The following is a 16,489-nucleotide window of genomic DNA, read 5'->3' on the forward strand; positions in this document are numbered from 1 at the left end:
GGCTCTTTCCGTTAATTGGATTTATTTCTTCTGTATAGGATATAACTTCTGCCTATATAATTCAACGGAACACTCCATACATGGACCAGCCGGGTGAACGGCCAAAAGGCAAAGATCGCAAACCCTGACAGAATGTGAAGCTTGAAGGAAAACGGCACATCACTCATCAGTGACGGGTCAGGACGGAACATGAACAGGCCGCGGAACCAGACTGAAATCGTATCGCGGTAGTCAAACTCAGGCTGTACGGCATTCGTTACAATGGTGGAGTACATCCCCATAAACACGATAAACAGGAGGAGTGAGTTGACTATCAGGTCTGATGCACTGCTGAGCCGGCGGACATTCTTAAGCGTAAAGCGCCGCGAAGTCAGAATCAGCATCCCGAGCAGTGTGGCTGCACCGAAGATTCCCCCGATGTATACCGCGCCGATGTGGTAGAGATGATCACTTACGCCGATGGCCTCCAGCCATGATTTCGGAACAGCGAGCCCGCCGATATGGCCCAGGATAACCGGCATAATTCCGAGATGGAACAGAATGCTACCGAATTTCAGTTGTTTCTTTTCAATAAATTCACTGGATTTGGCCGTCCAGTTAAACTGATCCTTACGGTAACGAAAAATATGGCCGCCGATAAAGACCACCATACACATGTAGGGGAAAATGACCCATAAAAACTGACCCAGCATATTCATTGACTCAGGGCCTCCTGTTCAGCACAAGCTTTGAATGTTTCGCGCAATCCCTTGACCAGATGGAAATAGGGACTTTCGTTTCGTTCCAAGGCCTTGAGCAGATGATACGTACCATCTTCAAGAATCGCTATCAGCATCCGGAAATTCTCCGGCGCTCCCGGGACTTCCAGCCACTGCGCGGCATATAGAAATTCACACATAAGCGGTAAATAATCAGGCAGTTCACCTTCCGGCATTTCCAGACCGAACATTTCGTACAGAAGCTTCAGCTTGGCGAGCATTTGCCCCCGTTCCTTGGCCTCCTCAAATTTGAAATAGGTCATATATAGAGCACAGTCCTTCTGAAAATCAAAAGTGGCGGCATAGCTCTCCTGGATCTCATCCAGACTGAAGCTCTGCATCCGCTTCCAATAGGTATGCACATGAGCATAACCCGGATGATCGCTGTCAAACGCCTCTTCCAGAAAAGCAGGATGAAAATCCAGCTTTTCCGGGTACATGAGCTGCAGGGCAAAATAACCGAAGGATTGCTTGTAATCATGCAGTTTGGTCAGATCAATCACGCCAAATCCCCCCGTAGAAATTCTCTTCATACATTTCCTTGCCGGTCTTCATCGTGTCACCGATAGAGCTGGCCGGTCCGCAGCCGTCACAGCCCGAGCCCGAGCCCATATCGCCCATCGCATTTCCGTAACCGGCCGAGCCTTGGGCACGGTAAGGGTTCATGTGCTGCTCCTTGTGGGAGGTCGGGATGACGAACCGGTCTTCATATTTGGCAATCGCGAGCAGCCGGTACATTTCCTCTGTCTGCTGTGCGGTCATACCGATGCGTTCAAGACGGCTGCGGTCGAACTCCTGGCCTGAGGACTTAGCACGCATATAGGAGCGCATCATCGCCATCCGCTGCAGGGCTTCTTTGACGGTCTGCGTATCGCCTGCGGTCAGCATGTTCGCCAGATACTGGATTGGTGTGCGCATCTCTTCGATGGCCGGAAAGATCATATCAGGATTTTTCAGCGAATCTTTGCCTTCAAAATAATTCATGATCGGGCTAAGCGGCGGTACATACCAGACCATAGGCAGCGTACGGTATTCCGGATGAAGCGGGAAGGCAAGCTTGTGCTCGATCGCCAACTTATAGACCGGTGAGTTCTGGGCTGCCTCCAGCCAATCCTCAGATATGCCGTCTTTTCTCGCCTGGGCAATGACTTCCGGATCATGCGGATTCATGAACAGACCACATTGTGCCTTGTACAAATCCTTCTCATCCGGGGTGGACGCGGCATCAAGAACCTTGTCGGCGTCATACAGCAGAACCCCGAGATAGCGGATCCGGCCGGTACAGGTCTCGGAGCATACCGTAGGCAGCCCTGCTTCCACGCGCGGGAAACAGAAGGTACACTTCTCCGCTTTGTTGGTCTGCCAGTTGAAATACACTTTTTTATACGGACAGCCTGTCATACAATATCTCCAGCCACGGCAGGCTTCCTGGTCAACCAGGACAATGCCGTCTTCATCCCGCTTGTACATCGCACCTGAAGGACAGGAGGCGACACAGCTTGGATTCAGGCAGTGTTCACAGAGGCGCGGCAGATAGATCATAAACGATTTCTCGAAGTTGAATTTAATTTCTTCCTCGATCTTCTGGATATTCGGGTCCAGCGGGCCGGTTACGTGTGCTCCCGCCAGATCATCCTCCCAGTTCGGTCCCCATTCCAGATCCATCTTCTCGCCTGTTACAGCAGAATGAGCCCGCGCCACCGGAGAATGCTTTTGTTCTCCTGCATTCGTCAGATGCTCATAATTGTAAGTCCACGGCTCATAATAATCCTTCATCTCCGGCATGTCGGGGTTGTAGAAGATTTTGCCGAGTGCGATCTTGGACAGCTTGTTGCCGGATTTCAGCTCCAGCTTCCCCTTGCGCAGCTGCCAGCCGCCCTTGTAGAGCTCCTGGTCTTCCCAGCGTTTCGGATAACCGATCCCCGGCTTCGTTTCCACGTTATTGAACCACATATATTCCGCACCCTTGCGGTTCGTCCAGGTCGTCTTGCAGGTCACGCTGCAGGTGTGGCAGCCGATGCATTTATCCAGATTCATTACCATTGCAACTTGCGCTTTAATTTTCAAGCCAGTTGACCTCCTTCATTTTGCGGACGGCTACGTAGACATCACGCTGGTTGCCGATCGGACCATAGTAGTTGAAACCGTAGCTGAGCTGTGCGTATCCGCCGACCATCTGGGTAGGCTTCAGATGAATCCGGGTAGGCGCATTGTGGCTTCCGCCGCGCGTATCCGTAATCTCGGAACCCGGGACCTGAATGTGCTTGTCCTGGGCATGGTACATAAACATGGTGCCTCTCGGCATCCGGTGACTGACAACCGCGCGTGCAGTTACGACACCGTTACGGTTATAGACTTCGAGCCAGTCATTATCGGCAATGTGATGTGCCGCAGCATCCTCATTATTGATCCACACGGTTGGACCTCCGCGGAACAACGTCAGCATGTGCTGGTTATCCTGATAGGTCGAGTGGATATTCCATTTCCCGTGCGGTGTCAGATATCTCAGAACCAGTGCATCCTGTCCGCCCTTCACTTCCTTGTCGCGCGGCCCGAAGACCATCGGAGGCAGCGTCGGCTTGTAGACCGGCAGCGCTTCGCCGAACTGCTGGAAGATTTCATGGTCAATGTAGAAATGCTGTCTTCCGGTCAACGTCCGGAACGGAACGAGGCGTTCAATGTTTGTGGTGAATGGTGAATAGCGCCGTCCCTGCTTGTTTGAACCGCTGAATACCGGTGTCGGAATGACTTCCCGCGGCTGTGCGGTGATGCTCTGGAACGTAATCTTTTCCGCTGCCCGGTCCGCCGAAATATCCCGGAGCTCTACACCTGAATCCTTCTCTGCCGCAGCGTAAGCCTTCTGGGATAAGCGGCCGTTGGTAGCCGAAGACAGGTGTAGAATCGTATCTGCGGCCTGACGGGCAGTCTGCAGCTTCGGCAGTCCGTTTTTGATCGTTTCATCGAAATAAACACCGCTGAGCTTCTTCAATTCCTCATATTCTTCAGCAACAGAGAAGCTGATGCCGTGCGCGCCTGCCTTACCGATTGCGAGATTCGGTCCAAGTGAAATGTATTTGTCATGAATTTTGGTATAATCCCGCTCTACAACAGTGAAATTCGGCATTGTTTTGCCCGGGATAGCCGGGACTTCGCCTTTGGTCCAGTCTTTGACAAGACCCATCGGCTGTGAGATCTCGCTTACCGAATCATGGCCGAGCGGTGACATCACAACATCTTTATAGACGCCAGGCAGATGCGATTTTGCCATTTCGGAGAATACCTCTGCCAGCTGGCGGTAAATATCCCAGTCCGAACGGGATTCCCACAGCGGATTAACTGCCGGATTGAACGGATGAACAAACGGGTGCATGTCGGTTGACGACAGGTCTGTCTTCTCATACCAGGTTGCGGCCGGCAGCACGACATCTGCATAGAGCGGTGTTGTGGTCATCCGGAAATCCAGGGCAACCATGAGATCGAGCTTGCCTTCGACATCCTCCCGCCAGATAATCTCTTCAGGTTTCTGTTCTTCATTCGGCTCGGCCAGCAGACCGTCGGAAGCTCCGAGCAAATGCTTCATGAAGTATTCCTGCCCTTTGGCAGAGCTTGAAATCAGGTTCGAGCGCCAGATAAACAATGAACGGGGGAAGTTCTCCGGTGCGCCGGGATCTTCCACGGCAAAACGTGTCTTCCGCGATATAATCTCTTCCACGGTGTGACTGATAATCTCGCTGTTAGTCTTCTTGCCTTGCTGCGCGGCTTCCTCGGCGAACAGAAGACTGTTCTTATTGAATTGTGGGAAGGATGGCAGCCATCCGAGACGTGCCGCCAGTACGTTATAGTCAGCCGGATGCTGGTAAGCTACTTCCCCGCCAGTCGGCGATTTCAGTGAGTCGGTCCCGCTCTCCTCATAACGCCATTGCTCTGTTGCAAAGTAGAAAAACGAAGTCGCGTTCTGCTGACGTGCCGGACCCTGCCAGTCCTTGGCAAAAGCAACCGTTGACCAGCCTTCGATCGGACGGCATTTCTCCTGGCCGACATAATGCGCCCAGCCGCCGCCGTTGACACCTTGGGAAGCGGTCAGCACCACCAGATTCAGAATGGAACGATAGATGGTATCACTGTTGAACCAGTGGTTGATCCCTGCGCCCATGATGATCATGGAGCGCCCGCCCGTGTCTAGCGAATTCTGGGCAAATTCGCGGGCAATCTGAACGACGACACTCGCCTTCACCGTCGTAATTTTCTCTTGCCATGCCGGGGTATAATGAGAGGATTCATCCTCATACCCTTTGGCATTAAGCGGGCTTTCTGTACGTGTGACGCCATACTGGCTCATCATCAGATCATAGACTGTGGCGGCATACCGTTCTGTACCGTCAGCGAGCCGTATTTTCCGGGCCGGAATCATCCGTCTGAAGGTGCCGTTGCCGGCACTATCGAAGTACGGGAACACGATTTCCGTCCACTCTTCCCCGTGGCCTTCGATGGTCAGGGCGGGCTGCACTTTACTTCCGTCTTCCCGCTCGAGGATCAGATTCCATTTCTTGCCCTCCTCCCAGCGCTGCCCCATGGTTCCGTTCGGAACCATCATCTCACCAGCCGCCTCGTCGAAGATTACCGGTTTCCAGTCCGAGTGCTGGGAGGTATCCCCAAGATCACTCGCCCGCAAGAAACGTCCACCCTTAAGGGCATCCTCATGGGGGTCAAGCAGAATCAGGAATGGCATATCTGTATATTGCTTCGCATAATTCAGGAACATCGGCTCCTGACGTTCCTGGTAGAACTCCTGCAGGATAACATGTGTCATGGCCTGGGCAAGCGCAGCATCCGACCCTGGATTTGGGGCCAGCCAGTTGTCGGCGAATTTGACGTTCTCTGCGAGATCCGGTGCGACCGACACGACTTTGGTTCCCTTATAGCGTACTTCAGTCATAAAGTGGGCATCCGGCGTCCGTGTTAGCGGTACGTTAGAGCCCCACATCATCAGGTAACCGGCGTTGTACCAATCCGAAGATTCCGGCACATCCGTCTGCTCGCCCCAAATTTGCGGCGAAGCCGGAGGAAGATCGGCATACCAGTCATAGAAACTCAGCATTTGACCGCCTAGTAGTGATATGAACCGCGCCCCCGATGCGTAGCTGACCATGGACATGGCCGGAATCGGGGTGAAGCCGGCGATACGGTCGGGACCGTATTTTCGGATCGTATAGATCAGCTGCGCCGAGATGAGCCGCAGCGCGTCGTCCCAGGCCACACGTATATGGCCGCCTTTACCGCGCGCCTTCTTGTACTGGCTCGCCTTCTCGGGGTCTTCAACAATACTGGCCCAGGCGTCGATGTAATTGTCATGCTCCTTCAACGCCGTTTGCCACAGCCGCCACAGCTTCCCTCTGATATAAGGGTATTTCACGCGCAAAGGACTGTATTCGTACCATGAGAATGTAGCTCCGCGGGGACACCCGCGCGGTTCAAATTCCGGCATATCCGGCCCGCAGGAAGGATAGTCGATCTGCTGGTTCTCCCAGGTAATGATTCCGTTCTTCACAAACACCTTCCAGCTGCAGGAGCCTGTACAGTTGACTCCGTGAGTGGTGCGCACTACTTTATCGTGAGACCAGCGCTGACGGTACATATTCTCCCAATCTCTGTTTTTCTCTTCAAGAATGGACCAGTTCCCGGAATAGCTTTCAACCGGTTTAAAAAAGTTAAGGCCGAATTTCTTCTTCATCGATCAAGAACACTCCTTTCAAAATTTATTCAATTAATACCATTATGGATCTACCCGGCCGTGCTTCCCATTAGGGAAACACCTATTGAACCTCGGGAATTCCCTTGATCTGAATAAAAAGCAAAAAGCCTCTCCCGCTGAGGAGAAAAGCTGTGTTCTTGCCGTGTATCTTGCAGGCAGGGAATCCCATTAGGGACTTCCCTCTTTATCGTCCAGGGAATACCTTAGCGGGAATCTCACTATAGATCTGTGTGCTATACTGACAAGTGGAAACGGCTTTGCCGTCCTCTTTTAAGGACGGTACCGTTTCAGCGAGAAATAGAAGGATTATTTATCATGTGAAACATATAAATTCTTATATTTTCAAAAAAAACGGGAGGATGAAGCAACATGCCAGGACCCTCACTGCGCCAATTGCACGCCCATCATGCCATTCATCAGGGCGGGCTCTCCGGCGCTGCAGCCAAGACGGAAGAAATGGAAGAACTGCTGGAAGCGAAGGAATTCGAAGTGGCGCATCAGGCCGCAGATCACTTAATTGAGTACTGGGAGACGCGGATCATCAGCCACGCCGACGCGGAAGAAGACGGATTCTACCAGGAAATGGCCGGGAAGAATCCTAGTCTGCAAGACGCTGTTCTCCGGCTTACACGTGATCATGAAGTATTGCGGATTATAGTAAAAGATGTCAAAGCATTGCTTGCTGAAGAAGGCCTCACTCCGGAGGTGCTTCACCAGTTCCACGCGCTACTGGTAGTGAACGCGATTCATAGCCGGGATGAAGAACGTCTTCTGTTTGAGGAGGCGTAACCCCGCTTCTCTCCTGCAGGATGGCACGCAAATCATCCTTGTTAATCAGTAAATCCTGCAGCGTGTATTCGCCCAGCACCTGCAGGTAGGCTTGCAAGGCTTTGCCAAGCACGCCTTTAAGTCCGCACATTGGGGAGATCGGACAGTTGCCGCCTGAAGGATTATAACATTCGACAAGATAGAAATCGTCTTCCATCCGGCGCACGACCTCCCCGATATTTATCTTCTCAGGCTCAAGCGCAAGCCGTATACCTCCCCCGCGCCCTCTGACCGTTTCAATATAACCTGCCTTTCCTAATTCATGTGAGACCTTCATCAGATGATTTTTGGAGATAGCATAGGCATTCGAAATATCCTGTATGGTTGTCAGCTCTTCCCGCTTTTTCGCGCCAAGATAGATGAGGATTCGTAAGGAATAATCAGTGTATAACGTTAGCCTCATATTTACCCCCATGCATAGTAAGTGATATTTATTACAAATAATATTATATATATTGTCCATTTTGTTAAAGTGGTATTTTAAATATATCTTTTAACTTAAAATGAGTATATATTAATTTTGTACTAATTGAGAGGGGATGATCTTTATTTTATCACAACAATCACGTAACATTGTCAAATCCACAGCACCAGTCCTGGCAGAACACGGCACAACTATTACAACGGTATTTTACCGTAATTTGTTCGAAGCCCACCCGGAATTGCTGAATGTATTTAACCATGCCAACCAAGCGCAAGGCCGTCAGCAGGTGGCACTGGCCAATGCGGTCTACGCAGCGGCAGTCCATATAGATAACCTTGAGAATATTCTTCCTGCGGTAGTCCAGATCGCACACAAACATGTCAGCCTCGGCATCAAGCCAGAGCATTACCCGATTGTCGGGGAATTTCTGCTGAAGGCAATCAAGGAAGTGCTGGGCGATGCGGCTACGGATGAGATTCTCAGTGCTTGGGAAGAAGCATACGCTGTCATCGCAGACGCGTTTATCGGTGTCGAAGACAGCATGTATAAGGAAGCACGCGAACAAGACAACGGCTGGAATTTCTTTAAACCGTTTACCGTTGTACGTAAAACAGAAGAGAGCGGCAGCATTACATCGTTCTATCTGAAGCCGGCAGACGGTTCCAATGTACCGGATTACAAACCAGGCCAGTATATCTCTGTCCGTGTCCTGATTCCTGGAGAGAAGTATACGATGATCCGCCAATACAGCCTGTCTCAAGCTCCCAAAGCAGATGAATTCCGCATTTCCGTGAAACGTGAAGAGACTAATGACCCGAATGGTGTTGTTTCGGTATATCTTCATAACCGGGTGAACGAAGGAGATAGCGTTGAAGTCAGTGCTCCGGCAGGCGAATTTCTGCTTGATGTTACCAAAACGACACCTGTAGCCTTCATCTCCGGCGGTGTAGGCATTACCCCCATGATGAGTATGCTCGAGACTGTTGCTGCTGTAACACCGGACCGCCCGACGGTATTCCTTCACTCTGCCCGAAACGAAACGCTCGCCGCTTTCCGTCAGGATGTTGAGAAGCATGCAGCGGCAATGAGCAGCAATAAGACCAGAATCTTCTACTCCGGCGGTCCGGATGGCGTCATTACAGGCGAAATCTTGAAGGCTTATGTAGATATTACCGGTGATGCCTATGTTTGCGGACCCGTTCCTTTTATGGAAGCGATGATTGGCGAACTGCGCAGGCTCGGGATGAAAGAAGAGCAAATTCATTACGAGTTTTTCGGACCGGCACTCCAATTGAACAACAATTAGATTTGTGAGTCTAATCACCCAGCATCTGATTTTATTTTGAAAAAAAAGCACACGGGCCGCCTTCCAAATCCTTAACGATTTGGGGGAGGTCTGTGTGCTTTTTAACGGGAAAGCAGCCATTTATATAATACATTCGCATGATTATGTATTGGGTCTTTCGCGGCATTTACCAGCGTAACATCCTGTTTGAGCACCCGTTCACTGATTGTCGCTGCAAGTCTCCCGCGCGCCGGATCTTCCTCCAGTTCCCGAAAATAACGGTCACTGAATGCCGCAAAACGCTCCGGCATGTGGCCGAACCATTTGCGCAGCTCCGGGCTTGGAGCAATCTCCTTCATCCACTCGTCTATTGCAGCCTGCGGTTTCGTAATTCCGCGCGCCCACAGCCTGTCTACCAGTATCCGGTACCCGTCCTCCGGAGCCGCCGGCTCATAAATCCGCTTCAGACATATAGAGTACTGATGTTCATCTAAATTGCGGTAGGAATGCTCCAACATGTAGTCTCCCTCCTGGTATCCATACTGGAACGGACCGTTGTCCAATTGCTGTATCGAAAGTGTGAAAAGCCTCAAATAATCTTTCTGCGTCAGTTGTAAAGTGTGGAAGATTATCAAAGTTTTGAGTATTGTCTATGGATTGCCTCACAGAATTGCAGGTACTTTTTTATTGTTTCGTACTAATAGATTCATTCCATAATAAAGAATCCTCTTATCAATCTCCACTATATTTATTAACGGTTACGGGATAATAGTAAATTTCTATATCTTCATTTATAAAACCTCTGCGTTGAGCAGCCAATAAGGTCTCGTACATATTCCTTCTGCCTACAGGATTATCCGTATGATGATAGATCTTATTTGCCCTTAAACCATGCTCACAAAAGTATTTTACAAAATCAATACCCGTTCTTTAGTTCAATTCCCTCGGCGTCTTCAAATGTTCTTGCCAAGGTAAACCCTTCTGGACAGTCTCGTAAGTCATCAAGATAAACATTTATCATATCGAACCTCATTTCTTCATGAAGTCCTTATTTAGGGAACAGTATCCTCCAGCTTTATGGTAAAAAAAACACTTCGATGAACAAGTGTCTTCAAAAAATTATGTATAATTACCAAAATCCATCCCCTGAATCGAGGAATTCCATTATTTTTTTCTTAACGTTTTTTAAATCGATTGGGTTTAGTTAATTTCCACTATTGCGACTGGTCTTATTTCAGTTTTTCCTGTTTTTGGATAATCCACCTCATACCAAAAAACCTGTCCGCCTTTTAAATTCATCTATTATTTCTTAAATTCCTCAAACCATTTTTGTTGGAGACGGTTATCAGAGTCAATTTTAGCCTTTCCATCAACTACATTCAAACGAGGTACTTTTGATTTATAGGATGATTTTTTACTATTCACATTATTCTTTCATAAAAAAATACTCCTTCATTGGTTTTCCAAACCCAATAAAGGAGTGAATCCGACCTATTTACTAGCCGCTGTTTCAGCCACTCTACGCTTCTGGAAATGACGGATACACGGACGTGCCAGTCCTAGATGTTCACGAAGGGTACTGCCTGTATACTCCGTACGGAACAAGCCACGTGCCGTTGGAGAGATGATGGATAATCTTATAACGTCTTCTATGCAGCAAATTGACGAAAAAATCTCTTCTATTTCATGTCTTTAAATCAGGCAATGACCGAAAAGTACCATCATTAAGAATTCCCGCACTTGTAAATTTTTCACACTTAGCACTCGATTATGTCGATAATTCCGTTTCATTTTAACGAATATCTATAGCACTCATTTTCTCAAGCTCTTTTTGCTGTCTCTTTCGATAAGCCGTTCTTCCCTCAACCCATATGATGAGGTGAATAAGCAAGTACATGGCATACGGAGAGATTCTTCTGTATGTAATAGATAAGTCCAACTCGATAAATACAACGATAGAACTAATTAATACAACGGCTGGGATAATTCCTCCCCAAACCCAAGAACTTCTGCTGGATACATAACTCCCTAGAATCACTAACCCAATCAGAACGATCCACATGATAACCTTGATCCACATGATGCTATTCCCCCCGCTTTTCATTTTTATAATATTCAATGATTTGTTTGGCTGTATCTAAGTCGATTTTGGAATCGACAGCCAGCTTGCTGATAAAGACCGTAAACGGTTCATTCTCTTGCTGATCGCTGATGTTAATTTTTTGGATTAACTTATCGAGCCTCAAACGAACCGTTGGATAGGATACGTCATATATTTTGGCGATTTCCTTGAGAGAACCCGAATGCAGGATGAAATTTTTACTAAAAGCCAGATCCTCATTCTCCAACGACGTTACCCATTGCGGAATTTGATCCTTGTCCATTTCGCTACCTCCCCTTGATGTAACTTTAATAATATTCATTATATATTCAATAAAATTAAAGTCAATACTTAAATAAGTTTAACTTTTATTTATTATAGGGAGGGTGATGGTAAACAAAATGAAAAACCGTCCGGACAACTATCGTCAAACGGTCTTGTGATGTGTAAATCTAAACGTTTGTGAGCAGGGAGAAATGGGTATAGGGGGCTCGACTTGCTATAATGGATTTGTGCAATAAAGCCAAATTTGCCTACAATATAACAAAACTTCTGTTCGGAGGGATTCGATGTCAGACTTAACAAAGGCCATTCTGATCGCAGCACAGGCTCATGACGGACAACTAGACAAAGGAAATAACCCGTACATACTTCACCCACTTCGGTTGCTAACAAAAGCGAGTACAGATAGGATGAGAATTGTAGCAGTGCTTCATGATGTCATTGAGGATACGGACATGACATTCGAAAAATTAAGATATGAAGGATTTGAGGAAGAGATTGTTGAAGCGTCTAGATTGCCTTACAAGACGGCAGCATGAAACATATGATGAATTTATTGACCGTATACAACCTAACACATTAGCCAGTACCGTAAAGCTTCTTGATCTAGAAGATAATAGTGATCTATCACGAATTACGAATCCCTCCGAGGAAGATTACCAGAGAGTTGCGAAATATAATAACGCAATGAATAAGCTTAAACAGAAAGTATAAAATCCTCGATAAACTCGTTGATTTGGGTGGAATGGAGAAAGGCGGTGTGCACCCATCAGTATGGCAACATGGCAACAACCTGAGAAGCCGTTGATAACTAAGACCTTAGTACGAACCTTTCTCGTTCGTGGGACCACACAAACAGATCCACGTCTGATACAAAGGAAGCTAACAGAAGACGTCTTTTCTCAGGACTATAGCCTTCAGGAAGCTTAATACCGCTAAATGTAACATTTGTTATCGTGGCGTCAAAATCATACTTGAATTCCTCCTGTCCGGCATACATAAGCGCGATTTTGCCAGACCAACGCACCGTGAAGTCAATGGAGCCGGTGTTTTTTTCAAAATGAATACGATGATCCGCCGCTGCGTCGTGACCGAGTAAATAAATGCCGAAGGCTCCATCTTCATAATCACGTTCATCTTGCAGTGGAAGCGTATCTACTTCAAACGTAGTATGTGCAAGCTTGGTAAAATCAAGATGGTTAGCTTCCGTGCCGACCAACAGCCCCTTATGCCCCCAAAACGTAGAGGACAATGTAACCGCATGATAGTTATTCCACACGATTTTATGATACCAATCGGGTCTGTCATCCTCTTCCTCTTCCTCTTCTTCCTCGACAATATCATCCGCATCATAGTCTTCAGACTTCAAGTGAAGGTCAAACCAGATGCCGCTATCGGGTTCCAGTCGAGCTTCCCATTCAAATTCTTTAATACTGTGACTGTTCGGCCATGGATTGTCCTTAAAGTAGATTCGATTCATATGAATCTCTCCTTTCAAGAAATGAAGGTATATACAAACATCAATGTACTTGCCGTCAACGCCAGAAACTCTTGTCCACCAAGGAGTCACAAGCAATTAACGTCATCAATTATATTATCCTATTCCCACTCAATCGTTGCAGGTGGTTTCGAAGTAATGTCATAGACGATAATTATTACGTTATTTCATTAATCAATTGTGGCGGGTGAACCAGTTAATTTCAAGGCGTAACGAGCAGTTCATAAACTCTTGTAGCTTGCTTGTACATGAAATCTTCCCGTAGATCAGCAGACTTCAAGAGATTTAGTTAAGTACTTCGTTAATTGTCTTTTTTAATATCGCTGTTTTCGTAAGAATTGTTACTATCTTGACCATACTGATAAAAGGTTGGCTTTCAACTACTACATTGGAGTTAAAGGATGGTTAATATGAAAGATGAATTAAGTATAAGTATCTATTTAGATGAAACGGATACTCCTTTTTCAAGATATTATAGCTTAGATGATGTTCACCTAAGCTCTGATCTTGTAGATTTTATTCTGTCAAAGCTACATAGTGGCAGAATAAAAAACGTAGACTTATTTTTTTTAGGTCAGAATGATTTTGACGAAAATTCATTGCAGGCTGCCACATATAACACTTTTTCTAACATCTTGAACGAAGAGGAATATACATATGCTAAAAATGCCAAAAAGGCTATTGTTTTATTTATGCTTGGTATTATTGTCGGGGTGATATTCTTGAATCTTTCAAGTACTTATGCCTATATTGGAGGAGTTTTAAGCATTGTGTGTTGGGTTTTTATTTGGTCAGGTACAGAAATTTATTTTTTTGAAAATCGGCAAATCAAACAAAAAATTAGAAAATGCAGAAATGTTTTAAATGCGAATGTGTGCAAAAAATAGGGTTCAAGTGAATATTAACACTTATGAAGCTGATTGTAGTCATTATCGGATTGTCAAGCTAAGTGCGACACATGATCCATGAAAGATTCATGAGCAGATTTTCATTAGATCCTCGTTGCCAGGAGGAATAAGGATCAGCAAAGTAGACATCCAGTCCATGAAAGGTTTCTAGGGCACCATAGCAGGCGAATTCTTTCCCTTGATCTGCCGTTTCCATGAGAAAGGTTGATTGAGGGTACTGACCAGCGATCACACCGAAAGCGATCTCCATCGAATGAGCTGTACGGTCTGGCATTTTTGGGCTAGATACATCCGTGTCTTGCGTTCGATGAATGTTTCAGCACAGGCTCGGCTCTTTCCTCGGCTGGATACAACGGTATCCAGTTCCCAGTGTCCGAAATTTAATTCAGAGACTTACCTAGGCGATATTCTATAAGTATTCGCAACCTATTCGATAGCTTGCTTATTTTCAGCTTGGTCACGGTTCCTTTTCCACCTATACAACAATATCAATACCCGACTCATATAACGTCCTCCTAAAATTCTATTTAATTCTATAGTATTGCTATTGAAAGACTAGATATAACTAGAGGCTACCCATTTCTCGATTTTCTAGTAATTTCACCTTTCTTACTTTGCACTTTGAGTGAGGACAAAATATGTGCCTTATGAGTTGTTCAAGCAACTGTTTCTTTTACTTCTGTCCAGCTGTAATCGAGCTATAAGATGCCATCTGGGTAGGCGTGATCATATTGTTCTAAATTGTATTTTTCGATTTCACGAACAATTTTAATGTGAAATGATTGATGTTGGTTGTAAAAAGTGTTAGTCTGTCAACGGTAAACTCAAAAGCTATGCTCTTCAATACATCTAATAATAGTCACAAATTTAGTTATAAAGAAAGGTAATAATATGATAAAAGTTGATAACTTATCCTTCTCATTTCCGCAAAAAGAACTATATAAAAACATTTCATTTACGCTTGAAGAGGCACAACACTGCGCTTTTATAGGAACAAGCGGCAGTGGGAAAAGTACACTGATCGATATACTGATGGATCCAGAAAGATATTTGTTTGATGGCATGTTAGAGATAGACTCAACTTGCAGAATTGGGTATGTAAGTCAGTTCTCACAACCAAACAAAACTAAAGAAATAACCGTTTTTGAATATATAGGAGAAGAATTTATTAAGATACAAAATGAAATAACAGCTATTTGCACCGAAATGGAAACATCATCGGATATTGATTCGTTACTAGAAAAGTATCAATTAGCTTTAGACGCCTTTGATTCAATGGGTGGGGATGATTTTGAAAGCAACATTAATAAGAAACTAAATCTGGCAAACCTCATGAAGCTAAAAGATCTTAGGGTATCCGACCTGAGTGGCGGGGAATTCAAACTTATTCAAGTGATGAAGGAAATGCTTAGTAGTCCAGACTTAATGATTATGGACGAACCAGATGTATTTTTAGACTTTGAAAACCTAAATGCGCTTAAAAATCTTATTAATTCTCACAAAGGAATACTGCTAGTTGTTACACACAACCGATATCTATTGAATCATTGCTTCAACAAAATTATACACCTTGAAAACATGGAGATCCAAGAGTTTGATGGGCGATATATTGATTACAACTTCTCATTGCTTCAAACAAAAATTGAGTTACAAGAACTCACAGTCGCTGAGAATGAAGAAATTGAGAGAAACGAGAACATCATCAATAATCTTAGAGCTATCGCAACTTATAATTCAGAAGCATCTAGAGGGAAAGCTCTAAAAGCTAGAGTTAAATTTCAAGAAAGATTGGAAGCGCGTAGAATTAAAGCGCCATTCGTAGATATTAAGCAACCGAATATCAGTTTCGGTATTGATAATGAAATTGAAGACACCGTTGTTTTAAATGTCAATAATTATAGTGTTGCCTTTGATGAGTTGCTTTTAGAAAATGTTAACTTTGAGATGAAATCTACGGATAAAGTAGCCCTTATCGGTTCAAACGGTACAGGGAAAACGACTTTACTCCGAGAAATCTTTAAAAATAATCATGATTCAATTGAAATAAATGCTGATGTTAAAGTGGCTTATTTATCTCAGCTTCAAGGCGAAGTGCTAAAGGATTCTAATACAATACTAGAAGAATTCATCGATGCCGGGTTTAAAACTTATGAAGAGATAAGATCGTATATTTCAAACTATGGCTTTGAAGGAGAAATCGTTAATCAAAAGATAGAATCTTTATCTGGTGGAGAAAAAAACATGCTTCAATTGGCTAAAGTTTCTGCCAGTAAAGCAAACGTAATGCTTCTTGATGAACCGACAAGCCATTTAGACACCTATACACAAATAGCACTGGAGAAAGCCATTGAAGACTATAAAGGTGCAATTCTCATGATTTCTCATGATTTCTATTCTGTGGTAAATGGTATGGATTATGTTTTAATCATTGACGATAAGACGATTAGAAAAATGAGTATGCGAAAATTTAGAAAGATGATTTATGCTAGTCATTTTGATAGAGACTATTTAGAAACTGAACAAAAGAAAAAATCAGTTGAAATGAAAATAGAATTGGCTTTAAAAGATACTGATTTTGAACTTGCAAAAGTATTGGTTGATGAGCTAGAAGAGCTGATTAAGTTGCTTTAAATCACAACCCTCTGATTGAAAA

15 protein-coding genes and 2 pseudogenes are annotated in these 16,489 nt (G+C 45.3%); 5 read left to right on the plus strand and 12 right to left on the minus strand.

Features of this window, described 5'->3' with window-relative positions; all coding sequences use genetic code 11:
* Positions 1–11 precede the first annotated feature (11 nt).
* From narI to MHH52_RS20580, 4 genes are read right to left on the minus strand one after another with little or no spacing between them, the layout of a single operon-like run.
* Positions 12–698, minus strand: coding sequence for a respiratory nitrate reductase subunit gamma (gene narI / locus MHH52_RS20565; RefSeq protein WP_340004249.1), 687 nt, complete (start codon positions 696–698; stop codon positions 12–14).
* On the minus strand, positions 695–1,261 hold the full coding sequence (gene narJ / locus MHH52_RS20570; RefSeq protein WP_313639778.1) for a nitrate reductase molybdenum cofactor assembly chaperone: 567 nt from the start codon (positions 1,259–1,261) through the stop codon (positions 695–697). The genes narI and narJ overlap by 4 nt, the downstream gene beginning before the upstream one ends.
* A complete protein-coding gene (gene narH, locus MHH52_RS20575; protein WP_340004250.1) occupies positions 1,254–2,825 on the minus strand; it encodes a nitrate reductase subunit beta in 1,572 nt (523 codons plus the stop codon). The genes narJ and narH overlap by 8 nt, the downstream gene beginning before the upstream one ends.
* On the minus strand, positions 2,815–6,489 hold the full coding sequence (locus MHH52_RS20580) for a nitrate reductase subunit alpha (protein ID WP_340004251.1): 3,675 nt from the start codon (positions 6,487–6,489) through the stop codon (positions 2,815–2,817). Before MHH52_RS20580 ends, narH begins: the two co-directional genes overlap by 11 nt.
* Before the next feature lie 390 nt (positions 6,490–6,879).
* Between MHH52_RS20580 and MHH52_RS20585 the strand changes: the two genes are divergently transcribed.
* Complete coding sequence (locus MHH52_RS20585) at positions 6,880–7,299, plus strand: hypothetical protein (RefSeq protein ID WP_340004252.1); 420 nt, start codon at positions 6,880–6,882, stop codon at positions 7,297–7,299.
* A 16-nt stretch (positions 7,300–7,315) separates the two neighbouring features.
* Here MHH52_RS20585 and MHH52_RS20590 read toward each other — a convergent pair.
* Positions 7,316–7,741: pseudogene (locus tag MHH52_RS20590) on the minus strand (Rrf2 family transcriptional regulator); the annotation flags it as partial.
* Between the two features lie 145 nt (positions 7,742–7,886).
* Between MHH52_RS20590 and hmpA the strand changes: the two are divergent.
* Positions 7,887–9,068, plus strand: coding sequence for an NO-inducible flavohemoprotein (hmpA, locus tag MHH52_RS20595; RefSeq protein ID WP_340009754.1), 1,182 nt, complete (start codon positions 7,887–7,889; stop codon positions 9,066–9,068).
* A 101-nt stretch (positions 9,069–9,169) separates the two neighbouring features.
* Here the strand turns inward: hmpA and MHH52_RS20600 are convergent, their stop codons facing one another.
* The 5 genes from MHH52_RS20600 to MHH52_RS20620 all read right to left on the minus strand — a co-directional run bounded on the left by MHH52_RS20600 (position 9,170) and on the right by MHH52_RS20620 (position 11,431).
* Positions 9,170–9,565 carry a DUF488 family protein gene (locus MHH52_RS20600; RefSeq protein ID WP_340004253.1) on the minus strand — a complete coding sequence of 132 codons (396 nt, stop codon included), beginning with the start codon at positions 9,563–9,565 and terminating at the stop codon, positions 9,170–9,172.
* 214 nt (positions 9,566–9,779) lie between these two features.
* Positions 9,780–9,968, minus strand: a complete 189-nt coding sequence (locus MHH52_RS20605; RefSeq protein ID WP_340009756.1) for a cyclic-phosphate processing receiver domain-containing protein — start codon at positions 9,966–9,968, stop codon at positions 9,780–9,782.
* Positions 9,964–10,080 carry a cyclic-phosphate processing receiver domain-containing protein gene (locus MHH52_RS20610; RefSeq protein WP_340004254.1) on the minus strand — a complete coding sequence of 39 codons (117 nt, stop codon included), beginning with the start codon at positions 10,078–10,080 and terminating at the stop codon, positions 9,964–9,966. The genes MHH52_RS20605 and MHH52_RS20610 overlap by 5 nt, the downstream gene beginning before the upstream one ends.
* Before the next feature lie 759 nt (positions 10,081–10,839).
* The gene (locus MHH52_RS20615; RefSeq protein ID WP_313641940.1) at positions 10,840–11,127 is read right to left on the minus strand and encodes a hypothetical protein; all 288 of its coding nucleotides are present in this window, start codon (positions 11,125–11,127) and stop codon (positions 10,840–10,842) included.
* Between the two features lie 4 nt (positions 11,128–11,131).
* Positions 11,132–11,431 carry a DUF2089 family protein gene (locus tag MHH52_RS20620; protein ID WP_313641939.1) on the minus strand — a complete coding sequence of 100 codons (300 nt, stop codon included), beginning with the start codon at positions 11,429–11,431 and terminating at the stop codon, positions 11,132–11,134.
* Positions 11,432–11,717: 286 nt separating this feature from the next.
* Here MHH52_RS20620 and MHH52_RS20625 point away from each other — a divergent pair, with 286 nt between their 5' ends.
* Complete coding sequence (locus MHH52_RS20625; protein ID WP_340004255.1) at positions 11,718–11,969, plus strand: hypothetical protein; 252 nt, start codon at positions 11,718–11,720, stop codon at positions 11,967–11,969.
* Between the two features lie 272 nt (positions 11,970–12,241).
* On the opposite strand, the gene MHH52_RS20630 is transcribed toward MHH52_RS20625, so the two are convergent.
* The gene (locus MHH52_RS20630) at positions 12,242–12,910 is read right to left on the minus strand and encodes a hypothetical protein (protein WP_340004256.1); all 669 of its coding nucleotides are present in this window, start codon (positions 12,908–12,910) and stop codon (positions 12,242–12,244) included.
* Between the two features lie 428 nt (positions 12,911–13,338).
* On the opposite strand from MHH52_RS20630, the gene MHH52_RS20635 reads away from it, so the two are divergent.
* Positions 13,339–13,815, plus strand: coding sequence for a hypothetical protein (locus MHH52_RS20635; protein WP_340004257.1), 477 nt, complete (start codon positions 13,339–13,341; stop codon positions 13,813–13,815).
* A gap of 97 nt (positions 13,816–13,912) precedes the next feature.
* Here the strand turns inward: MHH52_RS20635 and MHH52_RS20640 are convergent.
* Positions 13,913–14,214, minus strand: a pseudogene (locus tag MHH52_RS20640) (IS30 family transposase); the annotation flags it as partial.
* Between the two features lie 513 nt (positions 14,215–14,727).
* Here MHH52_RS20640 and MHH52_RS20645 point away from each other — a divergent pair.
* Complete coding sequence (locus MHH52_RS20645) at positions 14,728–16,467, plus strand: ATP-binding cassette domain-containing protein (RefSeq protein ID WP_340004258.1); 1,740 nt, start codon at positions 14,728–14,730, stop codon at positions 16,465–16,467.
* Positions 16,468–16,489 lie beyond the last annotated feature (22 nt).

Origin of the sequence: Paenibacillus sp. FSL K6-0276, from assembly GCF_037977235.1 — a bacterium.
Taxonomy (GTDB): Bacteria; Bacillota; Bacilli; order Paenibacillales; family Paenibacillaceae; genus Paenibacillus_AQ.